The sequence below is a fragment of the Kitasatospora indigofera genome, from assembly GCF_014655955.1.
GTDB classification, from domain to species: Bacteria; Actinomycetota; Actinomycetes; order Streptomycetales; family Streptomycetaceae; genus Kitasatospora; species Kitasatospora indigofera.
In genome coordinates, this window is the sequence record NZ_BNBO01000010.1 from 38,585 (window position 1) to 53,949 (window position 15,365).

The following is a 15,365-nucleotide window of genomic DNA, read 5'->3' on the forward strand; positions in this document are numbered from 1 at the left end:
GCCCCGGGGCCCTACTTGAGCCGGAAGGCCTTCATCGCCCGCAGCCCGGTGGTGAACAGGGCGGCGAACCTCTCGTCGTCCATGCCGAGCGACGGGCCGATCGGCAGCAGCCGTTGGCTGGCGATGGTCTGGGCCTCGGTGTAGCGCAGGATGCCCTCCGCGCCGTGCCGGCGGCCGAGCCCGGAGTCGCCCATCCCGCCCATCGGCGAGGCGACCGATCCGTAGGCCGCCGCGTACGCCTCGTTGACGTTGACGGTGCCCGTGCGCAGCCGGGCCGCGACCGCCCGCCCGCGCCGCGCGTCCTTCGTCCAGACGCTGGAGTTCAGCCCGTACGAGGTGGAGTTGGCCGCCGCGACGGCCTCGTCCTCGGTGTCGAAGCGGTAGACCGAGACGACCGGGCCGAAGGTCTCCTCGGCGCAGACCGCCATCCCCGGGGTGACCCCGTCCAGGATGGTCGGCTCGAAGAACAGCGGGCCGAGGTCGGGGCGGGCCCGGCCGCCGGCCAGCACGGTCGCGCCGGCCTTGACCGCCTCCTCGACGTGCTGGGTGACGACCTCCAGCTGGCGGTCGGAGACCAGCGAGCCCATGTCCGCGCCGTAGGCGAGGCCGCCGCCGAGCCGCAGCGCGCCGGTGCGGGCCGCGAAGCGGGCCAGGAACTCGTCCGCGACCGAGCGGTGCACGAAGAGCCGCTCGACCGAGATGCAGAGCTGACCCGCCGAGGAGAAGCAGGCCCGGACGGCGCCCTCGGCGGCCTTGTCGAGGTCCGCGTCGGCGAGCACCAGCAGGGCGTTCTTGCCGCCCAGCTCCAGCGAGGCGCCGACCAACCGGGCGGCGGCCCGCTGGGCCACCTCGCGGCCGGTCCGGGTGGAGCCGGTGAAGGAGACGTAGTCGGCGTGCTCGACCACGGCCGGGCCGATCACCGGGCCGTCGCCGATCACGATCTGCCAGAGGGCGGCCGGCAGCCCGGCCTCGACCAGCAGCTCGCGGGCCCACAGGGCGGTCAGCGCGGTCTGCGTGTCCGGCTTGTTGACCACCGCGTTGCCGGCCACGAAGGCGGGCAGCGCGTCGCCGACGGACAGCTCCAGCGGGTAGTTCCAGGGCGAGATCTGCCCGATCACGCCCTTCGGCCGACGGGCCTCGACGGTGTGGGTGAGCACCGGCACGGCGCCGCCCCGGCGGCGGTCCCGCAGGTACTTCCCCGCGGCCCGGCCGTAGTGCCGGGCGGCCAGCGCGGCGCCCAGCACCTCCTCGAAGGCGTGCAGCCGGGCCTTGCCGGTCTCCGCCTGGATCAGGTCGAGCACCTCGTCCTGGCGCTGGAGCAGCAGGTCGTGGAAGCGCAGCAGGACGGCGGCCCGGCGGCGCAGCGGCAGCGCGGCCCAGCCCTGCTGGGCGCGGCGGGCCAGCTCGTAGGCCCGTTCCACGTCGGCCGGGGTGGACTGCGGCAGGGTGGCGAGCCGCTCGCCGGTGAGCGGGGCGACGGTGTGCACCGGCACGGGCTCGCCGGCCGCGGTCACGCCGGCCGCGAGCCGGGCGACCAGGGCGGGGGTGACCGCCGAGGCGACGGTGCGGGCGCCGCCGGGCGCCGCGGGGTTGCGTCCGGGCTGGGCGGGCGCCTGTGCATCTGCCGTGAGGTCCGTCATGCGGCGAAGCCTAAGCGCTCGGCGGCCGGTTCGGTACCCGCCAGTAACCAGAAAACTCCGGCAACTTCCCCGTGCCGCCGGCCGGCCCCGGGGCGGTGCCCGCCGTCAGCGGACGACGGGCTCGAAGCTGTTCAGCACCGTCGTGAAGCGGCGCTCGCCCTCGGTCCAGTCCTTGTCCGGGCAGGACAGGTAGACGGCGTACGCGGTGCCCTGGTCGTCGATGAACTCGGCCTCGATCGCGTGCCGCCGGCCGCCCTCCTTCGCCGCGTACGAGAACTCCCAGACGGCCGCGTCGTGGCCCTTGACCTTGGCGTCGGCCATCCTGGCCTGCTTGTAGCCGGTCAGGTTCTTGGAGACGCTGGCCTCCAGCTGCTGCAGGTGCTCCAGCGGGGAGGTCGACTGCCCGACCGTGACGGCGAACTGCAGGTAGTGCGCCTTGTTGTCGGGGCTGTAGTAGATCTGGTTGTCACCGGTCGTCCGCTCCCAGGCGGGGCCGACGGAGGGCAGCAGGAAGCGGAATCCGCCCGGGTCCTCCGTCCAGCGGTAGCCGGCCGCGGCCGGCGCGCCGGAGGTCGGGGACTGCTGGACGGTCGGGGTCGGCCCGGGGCCGGCCCCGCCGCCCGGGGCGTCCTTGGCCGTCACCATGTACGCGGCGCCGCCGGCCACCAGCGCGGTCGCCAGGCCGAGCGCCGCCACCTGGAGGACCAGCCGGGCCCTGGAGGCGCGGCGGGCCGGGCCGGCGGGGGCGGCCGGCGGCGCCGCGGCGGCGGGCGGCCCGGCGGCGTCCGGCAGGGACGCGCCGGCCGGCTGCGGCACGGTGGCCGGCTCCGGGGCCGTACCGGCGGGCGGCGTGGTGGTGCGGTCCACCACCGGCACCGACTGGGTCGGCACCTTCGGCGCGCTCTTCGGCTCGGGCTTCTTGAAACCCATGGTGTGCCCGGCGGTCACCTCGGCCAGCATCCGCAGCGCCTGGTCGGCGGTCGGCCGCTCGGCCGGGTCCTTGGCCATCAGCGCCGCCAGCACCGGTCCGAGCGCGCCGGCCCGGCGCGGCTCGGGCAGCGGGTCGCCGACCACCGCGGCCAGCGTGGTCAGCGGGGAGGTCCGCCGGAACGGGGACTCCCCCTCCACCGCCGCGTACAGCGTGGCGCCCAGGCCCCACAGGTCGGAGGCCGGCCCCGGCCGCTCGCCCTGGGCCCGCTCGGGCGCCAGGTAGTCCGGCGAGCCCACCAGGTCGCCGGGGCGGGTGAGTTCGGCCGATCCCTCGTAGGTCGCGATGCCGAAGTCCAGCAGCACCACCCGGCCGGTGCCGCGCTCCAGCAGGACGTTGCCGGGCTTGACGTCCCGGTGCAGCACGCCGAGTTGGTGGCCGCGGTGCAGCGCGGCCAGCACCTGGGCGCCGACCTCGGCCGCCTCCCGGGGCAGCAGGGTGCCGTCCTGGCTGATCACGTCGGCCAGCGAGCGGCCGTCCACCAGCTCCATCACGATCCACGGCCGGCCGTCCTGCTCCAGCACGTCGTGGACGGTGATCACGCCGGGGTGCTTGATCCGGGCGGCGGCGCTGGCCTCGCGCTTCATCCGGGCGTTGAGGATCTCCAGCTCCTCCTCGGGCAGGTGGCTGACGGTCAGTTCCTTGACCGCGACCTCACGGTCGAGCATCCTGTCCCGGGCCCGCCAGACGGTGCCCATGCCACCCCGGCCGAGGCGTTCCCCGAGTTCGTAGCGGTCCGCCAGCAGGCGCTGCTCCGCAGCCGTCTCCGGCCTGTCCTGAACACCCATGGCGACCGCTCCCCCTCATCCACCTGCCGTCACCCCGACGGAGGGTCCGGTGCACCGCTGACCACCGTTCGAACATCTCTCACGCACAGATTAGGCCGGACGTTCCACCAGGAGGATCCCGCCCCGGCCACGTGACCGCCCTGTGACCTGCGGCACGGCTCGTCAGCCTGCGAACAGCACCACGGCGCCGACCGCCAGCACCAGCGCGACCAGGACGGCGGCCAGCAGCAGCGGCCCCAGCAGCGCCGGCGGCACCCGGGGCGGGCGGGGCGGCGGGCCGCTCCCGCCGGTGTCGGCGGCCGGCCCGCTCCCGCGCCCGGCCCGGCGCCCGCGGGGCACCAGCGGCCCCTCCGGACGGCGCACCGGCAGCAGCACCGGCGGCACCGGGCCGAACGGCTCCGGGGCGGCCGCGAGCAGCCCGGTGAGCTCCCGCCAGGTCTGCACGGCCGTCGGCCGCAGCGCCGCGTCCGGCTGGAGCAGCCGCTCGACCAGCGGCCCGAGCGGGCCGCAGCCGTGGGTGGAGGCCCGCCGGTCGTCCCGGACGGCGCCGAGCAGCGTCGCCAGGTCGTCCTCGGGGTACGGCGCGGCGCCGGTGAGCAGCCGGAACAGCAGGACGCCCAGCGCCCAGCAGTCGCCGGCCGGGCCCCCGTCCATCGGCCAGCGCTCGGTCCGGGGGCCGAGCAGCCCGGCGCGCACCTCGTACCGGCGCCGGCCCGCCGGGCCGCCCAGCTCCTCGCAGAGCGCCTCCAGGGCGACGCCGGCGTCCAGGCCGCCGAGCAGGGCGGCGCCGTCCTCGCAGACCAGCACGGTGTCGGCCGAGAGGTTCCCGTGGGTCAGCCCGGCCTCGTGCAGGGCCCGGAGTGCTCCCGCGAGGTCGGACGCCAGCTCCGCGACCCGGTACGGCGGCACCGGCCCGTCCGCCAGGAGGGCGGCCAGCGGGACGCCGGCCGGGCACTCCTCCACCGTCCACAGCAGTTCGCCGTCCACGAAGGCCCCGGCGCCGCCGAGCAGCCGCGGGTGGGCGGGGACGCCGGCCGCCACCGCGGCCACCCGCCGGACCAGCCGCTCGCCCTGCGCGGGCACCGGGTCGCCGTAGACCGGCTCGCCGTGGCCCGGTTCGCCGTACGCCGGGTCCACGGCGGTCAGCAGTCCGGGCAGCTCCAGCCCCGTCAGTTGCACCGAGGTGCCGCTCTGTTCGTCCATCGCGAGTACCCGCAGGTACTCCGGACGGTCCGTCACCCGGTACCGCCCCGCCAACACCTGCCCAGGGCCCGCCAGCATGCTGATCCTCTCGTCACCGCCAGCGTACGTGCCCCACGCGGGTACGCTCGATCCGCGGACCGGACCGATCTCGTCGAGGTGGCCTTCGACGTGGCCGGCGACAGCGGCCACCACCGCCGGGCCGCGGCCGTGCGCACCGTCCAGGCCACCATCGCACCCGGCGAGCGGCCGGTCGCGGCAACCGCCGCCCGACACCCCGACCACTTCCGCCACGGCACCCTGGTGCTGACCACCCACCGGCTGCTCCTCCTCAAGGACGGCGAGCCCCCGCTGCCGGTTCCGCCGGCGGCGGTCACCGGGGCGCGGGTGGACCGGACGAGGCCCAACGGCGAGGTGCCGCAGGTGGTCGCGCTCACCGGCGGCCACCGCTTCGGGGACGTGGTCAAGGCCCAGCCGTTCGCCGAGCGGCTGCTGGACGGGTTGGAGCGGCCGGCGGCTCGGCCCTGGCCGGCCGGCCGGACGGTCCGGCCCGCCCGGCTACGGCGCGGGCTGGAAGCTGTCGAAGCCGGTCTGCCGGGCCTGGGCGTTCTCGGGCGCGGCCCAGGCGGCGTCCGTCGTCGTCCAGTAGAGGGCGTACCCGTACTTGCCGCCGCCGGTGACGAAGCCGCGGTTGAGCGAGTGCATCCGGGTGCCGCCGCTGCTGTTGAAGGTCCACTCCCAGTCGGCGGCGTTGGTCCACTGCCGGTAGGTGATGGCCTGCAGGGCGACGCGCTGGTAGCCGCCGCGCTGGCCGGACTCCGCGTTCTGCCAGTCCGCGAGGGCGCTGGCGCCGCCCGGCTGGGTCCAGTCCACGACCAGCTTCACGCCCTGGCCCTCGAACTTGCGGCTGGTGTGGTCGTAGTCCTCGCCCGCGGCGGCCAGCCAGTCCGGCAGCACGATGCTGAACCCGGCGGCGTCCTTGTGCTCGTGGTACCCGGCCGGGACGACGGGGCCGGCCGGCGCCGCGGGCGTGCTCGCGGCGGCCGGGCTCGCGGACCGCGGGGCCTGCGGCTCGCCGGCCGGGGTGGTCTGGGCCGGGCCGGGGCCGGCGTCCGGGGAGGAGGCGCCCGGGGCCGGGCTCTGCGCCGCCGGCTGGCCCGCCGTGGGCTCGCCCGAGGCGGTGTCGCCCGCCGGGGCGGGCGGGTTGGCGCCGGCCGCCGTGGTGGCGCCCGCGTTCTGCGCGCCGCCCTGGCCGGCGCCGTCGTGCTCGGAGCCGCCCAGTGCCTTCGCCAGCACCACGCCGGCGATCAGCACCAACGCGAGCACCACGGCCAGGACCACGGCCCGCCGGCGCCCGCCGACGGCCCGCACCAGCCGGGCGCCGGGCCGGGCGCTGACCGTCGCACCGGCGGACCACTGGCCGGTCACCGGCGCGGCCGCGGGGGCCTCGGCGGCGGTACCGGCAGCGCCGGCGGCGGGCGGCGTGACGGCGGGCCGCTCCGGCTCCGCCGGCGCGGGCGCGGGCGCGGGCGCCTTCGAGCGGCTCCCCACCCGGACGGTGCCCAGCAGCCCGCCCACCGGGCGCCTGGCGCCGCTCGCGGAGGTCTCCGGGGCGGCCGGGGTGCCCGGCTCCCCGGCCGGGGCGGCAACGGCAGCGGCGGCAGCGGCGGCGCCGGTCGTCCGGTCGGCGCCGGCCACCGGCACCGCCTGCTGGGTGGTCGCCTCGGACTTCACGGTGGCCTGCGCGACCACCCGCCGGAGCATCGCGCGGGTCTGCGAGGCGTCCAGGCGCCGGGCCGGGTCCTTCTCCAGCAGTCCTTCGATGACCGGCTTCAGCGGTCCGGCGTTGGCGGGCGCGGCCAGGTCCTCGGTCATCACGGCGGTCAGGGTGGCGAGCGCCGAGCCCCGGTCGTACGGCGGCCGGCCCTCCAGCATCGCGTACAGGGTGCCGCCCAGCGACCACAGGTCGGCCGGCGGCCCGGGCTTCTGGCCCCGGGCCCGCTCGGGCGATATGTAGGAGGGGGCGCCGACCAGCATGCCGGTGGAGGTCACCGAGGCGTCGCCCTCGACGCTGGCGATGCCGAAGTCGGTGAGCACCACCCGGCCGTCCTCGCCGATCAGCACGTTGGACGGCTTGACGTCACGGTGCAGGATGCCGTGGCTGTGGGCGGCGACCAGCACGCCCAGCACGTCGAGCGCGATCTCGGCGGCCCGGACCGGCGTGAGCGGCCCGTCCTCCTTGATCACCTCGGCCAGCGAGCGGGACTCCACCAGCTCCATCACGATCCAGGGCCGGTCGTCCTCCTCGACCACGTCGAAGACGGTGACCGCGGCGGTGTGCCGGATCCGCGCCGTCGCCTTGGCCTCGCGCAGGGTGCGGACGATCAGGCGGTGCTTCTCCTCCTCGTCCACACCGCCGTGCATCCGCAGTTCCTTGACCGCGACGACCCGGCCGAGCATCTCGTCCTCGGCCCGCCAGACGGTACCCATACCGCCACGTCCGAGCACCGCGTCCAGCCGGTAGCGTCCGGCCAGGAGACGGCCGGTGGAACCCTGCGCCTGGGTCATTTGGAGAGTTCCCCCATGTGGTGCTGGCGGTCGAAGTGACGGCGTATCGGCCCGGCGTAGGGCTCCGCATGCCAAGCCTCCATCATCCCCTGTCCGGGGGGTCCGCGACCACCCGGCCCCCCGGCCGGGCGGCCGGCCCGACGGGGCCCGCGCCGGCGTACGCCGTTGCACAACCGGCGCTCTGTGCCCGACCCGTAATCAAAAGCCGGTGTTCGAGCGCGTATCGGCGCTGCTATCTTCGACGCCGCCGCACCACACTTCCCCGGGGGGAACCCGCATGACCGCATCCGCGCCAGGCCCTGACGGCAAGGCAGCCCCGGCCGCCCAGCACTACGCCGCCCCGCTGTACGAGCCCGAGGCCCCGGCCGGCTACGTGGCGCCCGGCATGCCCGGCGCGCCCGCGCCGTACGCGTACGCCCCGCTGCCCGCCGCCGCGCCCCGCCGGCCGAACGCCGGCGCCGCGCTGGCGGCCGCGCTGGGCGCGGCGGTGGCCGGCGCGCTGGCCTACGGGTTCCTGATGAAGGCGCTGGACCGCGAGTTCGGCTGGCTGGTCATCGGCCTGGCGGCGGCGGTCGCCTGGCCGCTGGGCAAGCTGGGCGGCCGCAACCCGGTGCTCCCGGTGGCCGGCGCGCTGCTGGCGGCGCTGTCGCTGCTGCTCGGCCAGTTCTTCGGGGTCGGCCTGTACCTGCACCAGCTCACCGGCGCCTCGCTGGGCGAGCTGTACGGCCCGGAGTTCAGCGTCACCCTGGAAGGCTGGAAGGCCGTCCTGGAGCCGATGGACGCGCTGTTCTACGGGATCGCGCTCTTCGAGGGCTTCGTCTTCACCCGGCGGATCAGCGCCTGACCCCGGGCACGGGCAAGGCCGGGGCGCCGGCCGGGCCCCGGGTACGAGCGAGGCCCCGCCGGATCCGGCGGGGCCTCGCTGCTGTCGTCGTCAGCCGTGCTGCGGCGCCGAGTTGACCGTGACCTCGACCCGCTGGAACTCCTTGAGCTCCGAGTAGCCGGTGGTGGCCATCGCGCGGCGCAGGGCGCCGAAGAGGTTCATGGTGCCGTCGGGGGTGTGCGACGGGCCGGTGAGGATCTCCTCGGTGCTGCCGACCGTGCCGAGGTCCACCCGCTTGCCGCGCGGCAGCTCGTCGTGCACGGCCTCCATGCCCCAGTGGAAGCCCTTGCCCGGGGCGTCGGTGGCCCGCGCCAGCGCCGCGCCGATCATCACCGCGTCCGCACCGCAAGCCACGGCCTTGGCGAGGTCGCCGCTGTAGCCCACGCCGCCGTCGGCGATCACGTGCACGTACCGGCCGCCGGACTCGTCCATGTAGTCCCGGCGGGCGGCCGCGACGTCCGCCACCGCGGTCGCCATCGGCACCTGGATGCCGAGCACGTTGCGGGTGGTGTGCGCGGCGCCGCCGCCGAAGCCGACCAGCACGCCGGCCGCGCCGGTGCGCATCAGGTGCAGCGCGGCGGTGTACGTGGCGCAGCCGCCGACGATCACCGGCACGTCCAGCTCGTAGATGAACTGCTTGAGGTTCAGCGGCTCGGCCGCGCCGGAGACGTGCTCGGCGGAGACGGTGGTGCCGCGGATGACGAAGACGTCGACGCCAGCGTCCACCACGGCCTTGGAGAACTCCGCGGTGCGCTGCGGCGACAGCGCGGCGGCCGTCACGACGCCCGACTCGCGGACCTCCTTGATGCGCTGCCCGATCAGGTCGGCCTGGATCGGGGCGGCGTAGATCTCCTGCAGGCGGCGGGTCGCGGTGGCCTGGTCGGTGATCGCGGCGATCTCGTCGAGCAGCGGCTGCGGGTCCTCGTACCGGGTCCACAGGCCTTCGAGGTTCAGCACGCCGAGCCCGCCGAGCCGGCCGATGTTGATGGCCTGCTGCGGGGAGACCACGCTGTCCATCGGGGCGGCCAGGAACGGCAGCTCGAAGCGGTAGGCGTCGATCTGCCAGGCGATCGAGACCTCCTTCGGGTCCCGCGTACGGCGGCTGGGGACGACGGCGATGTCGTCGAAGGAGTACGCCCGGCGTCCGCGCTTGCCTCGCCCGATCTCGATCTCAGTCACTTCGAGCCCTTCCGGTTTTTTTGCTCATACCTGCCGGGTCACCCCGGCCGACCCCAGTATCCCGCACCGGCGGACCGCTACGGCGCAGCCGGTCAACGGGCGGACACGGGGCGAGGCCCGTCACCGGCCGGTGACGGGCCTCGCGGGGTCCGCGGAGCGGGGTGTGCTCAGCGGCTGGTGTAGTTCGGTGCCTCGACGGTCATCTGGATGTCGTGCGGGTGGCTCTCCTTGAGGCCCGCCGAGGTGATCCGGACGAACCGGCCCTTGCTCTCCATCTCGGCGACGGTGGCGGCGCCCACGTAGCCCATGGTCTGGCGCAGGCCGCCGACCAGCTGGTGCAGCACCGCGGACAGCGGGCCGCGGTAGGGCACCTGGCCCTCGATGCCCTCGGGGACGAGCTTGTCGTCCGAGGAGACCTCGGCCTGGAAGTAGCGGTCCTTGGAGTACGAGCGGCCCTGGCCGCGCGACTGCATGGCGCCCAGCGAGCCCATGCCGCGGTAGGACTTGAACTGCTTGCCGTTGATGAACATCAGCTCGCCGGGCGACTCCTCGCAGCCGGCCAGCAGGCTGCCGAGCATCACGGTGTCGGCGCCGGCGGCGAGCGCCTTGCCGATGTCGCCGGAGTACTGCAGGCCGCCGTCGCCGATCACCGGGACGCCGGCCGCCTGACACGCCACCGCGGCCTCGTAGATCGCGGTGACCTGCGGGACGCCGATGCCGGCGACCACCCGGGTGGTGCAGATCGAGCCGGGGCCGACGCCGACCTTGACGCCGTCCACGCCGGCGTCGATCAGCGCCTGGGCGCCGTCCCGGGTGGCGACGTTGCCGCCGACGACGTCCACGCCGACGGCGGCCTTGATCTTGGCGATCCAGGACAGCGCGTTGTGGCTGTGCCCGTGCGAGGTGTCGACCACCAGGAAGTCCACGCCGGCGCCGACCAGCGCCTGGGCGCGGTCGAAGGCCTCGGCGCTGGCGCCGACGGCGGCGCCGACCAGCAGGCGGCCCTCGGCGTCCTTGGCGGCGTTCGGGTACTTCTCGGCCTTGACGAAGTCCTTGACGGTGATCAGGCCCTTGATCCGGCCCTCGTCGTCGACCAGCGGCAGCTTCTCGATCTTGTGGCGGCGGAGCAGCCCGATCGCGTCCTCGCCGGAGATGCCGACCTTGCCGGTGATCAGCGGCATCGGCGTCATGATCTCGCGGACCTTGCGGCTGCGGTCCGACTCGAAGGCCATGTCGCGGTTGGTGACGATGCCCAGCAGCCGGCCCGACTCGTCGGCGATCGGCACGCCGCTGATCCGGAACTTGGCGCAGAGCGCGTCCGCCTCGCCGAGGGTGGTCTCCGGGCCGACCGTGATCGGGTCGGTCACCATGCCGGACTCGGAGCGCTTGACCAGGTCGACCTGGTTGACCTGGTCCTCGATCGAGAGGTTGCGGTGCAGGACGCCGACGCCGCCCTGGCGGGCCATCGCGATCGCCATCCGCGACTCGGTGACCTTGTCCATGGCGGCCGACAGCAGCGGGATGTTGACCCGCACGTTGCGGGAGACCCGCGAGGACGTGTCCACCTGGTTCGGCAGCACCTCGGAGGCCCCGGGCAGCAGCAGGACGTCGTCGTACGTCAGTCCGAGCATCGCGAACTTCTCGGGTACGCCTGCGGCGTTGACGCCGTCGTTGATGGGCATCTTGGGGGTTACCTTCCGTGGCCGGCCGAATTCAACTGCAATGCGCCCGGCTGAGGGTGGGGGCGCACTGATCCTTCGTCGGGCGGACGGACAACCGGGTACGGCGCCGTCCCACCCGCGCGCTCACCGGCACGGGCACAGGCCACCGCAACGCTCGATGCCTTGGAGGAACCTCCAGGAGAACCCCGTCCGCACCCACGAAACTTTGGCGACCAGCCCAGGCGCCGATACCCCATGGTACTGGCACCGGGAATGCCGACTCGCGCCCCCTTGACAACACCGGTCACACGTGAGTGATTCCACGGCCCGTACGTGCCGGTACGATCACGCCGCGTTCAACCGGCGGCCCGCACGCACGACCCGTGCGCGGCCCGCGGCGCGGCGTTCAGGAGGACTCCTCCGCCAGGGCCCGCAGTCTGCTCAGCGCCCGGTGCTGGGCGACCCGCACCGCACCCGGCGACATGCCGAGCACCTCACCGGTCTCCTCCGCCGACAGCCCGGCGGCAACCCTGAGCAGGACCAGCTCCCGCTGACGGGCCGGCAGGTTGGAGAGCAGTTCCTTGGCCCAGGCCGCGTCACTGCTGAGCAGCGCGCGCTCCTCCGGGCCGAGCGCGTCGTCCGGCAGCTCGGGCAGGTCGTCGGGCGGGATCACGGTCGATCCCGGCCCGCGCATCGCGGCCCGCTGCAGGTCGGCGATCTTGTGCGCGGCGATCCCGTAGACGAAGGCCTCGAAGGGCCGGCCCTGGTCCCGGTAGCGCGGCAGCGCGCAGAGCACCGCGACGCAGACCTCCTGGGCGATGTCGTCCACGTGGTGGCGGGCCCCGCCGGGCAGCCGCACCAGCCGGCCGCGGCAGTAGCGCAGCGCCAGCGGGTGGACGTAGGCCAGCAGGGTGTCGATGGCCGGGCCCTCGCCGCGCACGGCGGCGGCGACCAGGTCGGCCATCAGCGGAGATCCGGCGGTGCCCAGGACGGGCGGGCGCTCGGTGGCCCCGGGCCCCGCATCCGGCCCTGCGTCCGGCCCCGCGTCGGCGCCGGGATCCGGCGGGCCGTCGGCGTACGGCGACTCCTGACCCGGGCCGGTGAGCCCGGCCTCCTCTGGGTCCGCCCCGCCGGGAGCGGTGGAAACGTCGTCGCGCATCGGTCCATGGTGCCTGGTCGGGCCGGAAAACATGGCACCGCGTCCGGAGTTGTGCACCGGAACGTTATGCGTCCCCGCCGCCACAGCCGGTACCGGCCGGTCGCCCGTGGGCGTGGTGGGCACCGGCGGGCCGAGCCCCGGGCCGTCGTCCACCGTGCCGCCTCCCGCCCCGCCGCCGTCGGTTGTCCCGTCTGCCGCGCCGTCCGCCGAGTGTCCTGCGGCTGCGTCGTCCGCCGCAGTGCCTGTCCGCTGGTCCCCGAGGTGCTCCACTCCTCCATGGTGCAACCTCGGGACCGTAACGTCACACGTCTGCGCGAGGGGAATCGCGAGGAGGGTGCCGCGGGCGGCAGGCCGGGGCCGGTCAGCGGACCAGACCCCACCTGAATCCCAGGGCCACCGCGTGCGCGCGGTCCGAGGCGCCGAGCTTCTTGAACAGCCGCCGGGCGTGCGTCTTGACGGTGTCCTCGGAGAGGAAGAGCTCCCGGCCGATCTCCGCGTTGCTGCGGCCGTGGCTCATGCCCTCCAGCACCTGGATCTCACGCGCCGTCAGCGTCGGCGCCGCACCCATGTCGGGGCTGCGCAGCCGGCGCGGGGCGAGCCGCCAGGTCGGGTCGGCGAGGGCCTGGGTGACGGTGGCCCGCAGTTCGGCGCGCGAGGCGTCCTTGTGCAGGTACCCGCGCGCCCCGGCGGCCACCGCGAGGGCGACGCCGTCGAGGTCCTCGGCGACGGTGAGCATGATGATGCGGGCGCCCGGGTCGGCGGACAGCAGCCGCCGCACCGTCTCGACGCCGCCGAGTCCGGGCATCCGGACGTCCATCAGGACGAGGTCGGAGCGGTCGGCCACCCAGCGGCGGAGGACCTCCTCACCGTTCGTCGCGGTGGTGACCCGGTCGACACCGGGTACGGTCGCGACCGCGCGGCGAAGCGCCTCGCGGGCGAGCGGGGAATCGTCGCAAACGAGAACGGAAGTCATGACCGTCCTCCGCTGCTGATCCGCGTCACGTTGAGCCTCCTGGCTGGTACGAATCTCTCCGACACGGCCGATTGGCGACAGACCTCGTGCTGATCGCCGGTTCTCCCCGCGATCGTTCCCGACGTCCGGCGCCCGCTAACCGCCTCCGCACATCCAACGACCGTCACTCGAATGAGTTACGGCCTTCAGGGCCATCTCCACCACTGTACGTGGCCAACCCATTACGGATCAGCCGCATCGCGGGGCGCGCGCCGCACTTTTCTGCAGCTGGTGCGCGGTCGGCGCGCGACGCGCACGCCGGTACGGGCCCGCTCGCCCGGTCCGGCCACTCGATTGCCACGTCCCTGCCCGCCAAACCACATGCCCACTTTGCCCGTTTTTATAGCTTTTGTACGGTCATTGACTGTTGTGCCACTCTGTGGGTGACTTGTCCATGAGGTTGCCTTAAGTCATATTTCCAGGTGTCCACACCAGCGCACCGAAGCCCCGCCGAGCCGAGCCGAGCGATCCCCGGGCCGGCGCGGGGCCGACGAGCCCTTGAAGGGAATGAGCCATGGCAGATTTTTCCCGCCTCCCCGGCCCCAACGCGGACCTTTGGGACTGGCAGCTCTCCGCCGCCTGCCGAGGCGTGGACAGCTCGCTCTTCTTCCACCCGGAGGGCGAGCGCGGCGCCGCGCGCAGTTCGCGCGAGGCCAGTGCCAAGGAGGTCTGCATGCGCTGCCCGGTACGCACCGAGTGCGCGGCCCACGCCCTGGCGGTCCGTGAGCCGTACGGCGTCTGGGGCGGCCTCACCGAGGACGAACGCGAGGAGATGATGGGCCGTTCGCGCAACCGCCTGGTCGAGGTCCCGCTGACGATGCCCTCGGGAGTACGGCGCTAGAAGGACGACACACCGGCCGTGAAGAAACGTTTCTTCACGGTTTCCATGGCGCCCCGGACCGGCACCCACCGTGCCGTCGCCCGGCCGCCACGGCGCACCGGAGCACCCGGGCCGGCCACCACCGGACCCGGCCGCGCGACCGTGTCGCGCCACCCCGGCCGCACCGCACCGCGCACCGCCGCGGCGCTCCACGCCGGCCGGCCTGACGGACCGTCCCCGGCCGCACCGCCCGGCCCGGCGCCCGCGACGTCCCGACGGGCGCACCCGTCCGGCGTGACCCGCCCGCACCGCCCGAAGAACCTCGTCTCGGCCGGCACGCCCGGGCGTGTCCTCCGCCCCGCGCGTCCGCCCCGCCCCACGGTCGGCTCCGCCCCGCGCATCCGCTCGGCCGGCGCGTCCCGGTGGGCGCTCGCTTCAGCGGCCGGCCGCGGAGCCCGCCAGCCGGTCGAGCATCAGGGCCACGGCCGGCACCTCGGCGAGGTCGGGGAGGGTCAGCGCCACCACCTGGCGCATCGCCGGCTCCCCCGAGGCGGCCCGCAACTGGACGGCCGACACGCCGTCCTGGCGCACCGAGTCCAGCGCGAGCCCCGGCAGCACCGCCACCCCGAGCCCGGCCGCGACCAGGCCGACCACCGCCGGGTAGTCGTCGGTGGCGAAGTCGATCCTCGGCTCGAACCCCGAACCCGCGCAGAGTTCCACCAGATGGCCGCGGCACTGCGGGCAGCCGGCGATCCACTGCTCCTCGGCGAGTTCCGCCAGCTCCACCGGCGCGCCGCCGGTCCGGCCGGCCAGCGGGTGGCCGGCCGGCAGCAGGCCGACCAGCGGATCGTCCAGCAGCGGCCGGACCACCAGGTCGGACCAGTCGTTGGCGGCCGCCGCGGCCGCCGCCTCCAGGGTCGCCTCCGCGCGCGCCTCGCGCGGGGTGCTGTGCGGGGAGGGGACGGCCAGGCCGCCCTGCGAGTCGGGGTAGCGGAAGGCCAGCGCGACCTCGCACTCGCCGCCGCGCAGCATCGCCAGCGACTCGGTGGGCTCCGCCTCGACCAGCGACACCCGGACCCCGGGGTGGCTGGCGCGCAACCGGGCCACGGCGGGCGGCACCAGCGTGGAGCTGGCGGTGGGGAAGGACACCAGCCGCACCCGCCCGGCCCGCAGGCCGGCGATCGCGGCGACCTCCTCCTCGGCGGCCGACAGCCCGGCCAGAATGCCGTTGGCGTGCTTCAGCAGCACCCGGCCGGCCTCGCTGAGCTGCATGCCCCGGCCGGCCCGGACCACCAGCGGGGTGTCCACGGACTTCTCCAGGGCCTTCATCTGCTGGCTGATGGCGGGCTGGGTGCAGCCCAGCTCGCGGGCGGCGGCGGAGAAGGAGCCGGTGCGGGCGACGGCACGCAGGACGCGCAGGTGGCGGGCCTCGATCATGCCTCAGTTATAAGGCATTCTTTGCCGCCC

The 15,365-nt window shown here is 75.0% G+C and carries 11 protein-coding genes; 2 read left to right on the forward strand and 9 right to left on the reverse strand.

Going from position 1 to position 15,365, the window contains the following annotated elements:
• Positions 1-11: 11 nt before the first annotated feature.
• The 4 genes from IE329_RS11870 to IE329_RS11885 all read right to left on the reverse strand — a co-directional run bounded on the left by IE329_RS11870 (position 12) and on the right by IE329_RS11885 (position 7,184).
• Complete coding sequence (locus IE329_RS11870) at positions 12-1,640, reverse strand: succinic semialdehyde dehydrogenase (protein WP_190210832.1); 1,629 nt, start codon at positions 1,638-1,640, stop codon at positions 12-14.
• A gap of 105 nt (positions 1,641-1,745) precedes the next feature.
• A complete protein-coding gene (locus tag IE329_RS11875) occupies positions 1,746-3,416 on the reverse strand; it encodes a serine/threonine-protein kinase (protein ID WP_229927374.1) in 1,671 nt (556 codons plus the stop codon).
• Between the two features lie 162 nt (positions 3,417-3,578).
• Entirely contained in the window at positions 3,579-4,655 is a 1,077-nt protein-coding gene (locus IE329_RS11880) for a protein kinase family protein (protein ID WP_190210833.1), read from the reverse strand.
• Between the two features lie 519 nt (positions 4,656-5,174).
• The gene (locus IE329_RS11885; protein WP_190210834.1) at positions 5,175-7,184 is read right to left on the reverse strand and encodes a serine/threonine-protein kinase; all 2,010 of its coding nucleotides are present in this window, start codon (positions 7,182-7,184) and stop codon (positions 5,175-5,177) included.
• Positions 7,185-7,461: 277 nt separating this feature from the next.
• Here IE329_RS11885 and IE329_RS11890 point away from each other — a divergent pair, with 277 nt between their 5' ends.
• Positions 7,462-8,028: a hypothetical protein gene (locus IE329_RS11890; protein WP_190210835.1), complete on the forward strand. Its 567-nt coding sequence runs from the start codon at positions 7,462-7,464 to the stop codon at positions 8,026-8,028.
• A gap of 90 nt (positions 8,029-8,118) precedes the next feature.
• On the opposite strand, the gene IE329_RS11895 is transcribed toward IE329_RS11890, so the two are convergent.
• The 4 genes from IE329_RS11895 to IE329_RS11910 form a co-directional block, all read right to left on the reverse strand.
• Positions 8,119-9,246: a GuaB3 family IMP dehydrogenase-related protein gene (locus tag IE329_RS11895; protein WP_190210836.1), complete on the reverse strand. Its 1,128-nt coding sequence runs from the start codon at positions 9,244-9,246 to the stop codon at positions 8,119-8,121.
• A 167-nt stretch (positions 9,247-9,413) separates the two neighbouring features.
• Positions 9,414-10,928, reverse strand: coding sequence for an IMP dehydrogenase (gene guaB, locus IE329_RS11900; protein WP_190210837.1), 1,515 nt, complete (start codon positions 10,926-10,928; stop codon positions 9,414-9,416).
• 385 nt (positions 10,929-11,313) lie between these two features.
• Positions 11,314-11,871, reverse strand: a complete 558-nt coding sequence (shbA, locus tag IE329_RS11905) for an RNA polymerase sigma factor ShbA (protein ID WP_073924730.1) — start codon at positions 11,869-11,871, stop codon at positions 11,314-11,316.
• A gap of 556 nt (positions 11,872-12,427) precedes the next feature.
• Positions 12,428-13,039 (reverse strand): response regulator transcription factor, encoded by a 612-nt coding sequence (locus tag IE329_RS11910; protein WP_014136228.1) that lies wholly within the window; start codon positions 13,037-13,039, stop codon positions 12,428-12,430.
• Between the two features lie 553 nt (positions 13,040-13,592).
• Here IE329_RS11910 and IE329_RS11915 point away from each other — a divergent pair.
• On the forward strand, positions 13,593-13,919 hold the full coding sequence (locus tag IE329_RS11915) for a WhiB family transcriptional regulator (RefSeq protein WP_073924269.1): 327 nt from the start codon (positions 13,593-13,595) through the stop codon (positions 13,917-13,919).
• Between the two features lie 414 nt (positions 13,920-14,333).
• Here the strand turns inward: IE329_RS11915 and IE329_RS11920 are convergent, their stop codons facing one another.
• Complete coding sequence (locus IE329_RS11920) at positions 14,334-15,335, reverse strand: LysR family transcriptional regulator (RefSeq protein WP_190210838.1); 1,002 nt, start codon at positions 15,333-15,335, stop codon at positions 14,334-14,336.
• Positions 15,336-15,365: the final 30 nt, after the last annotated feature.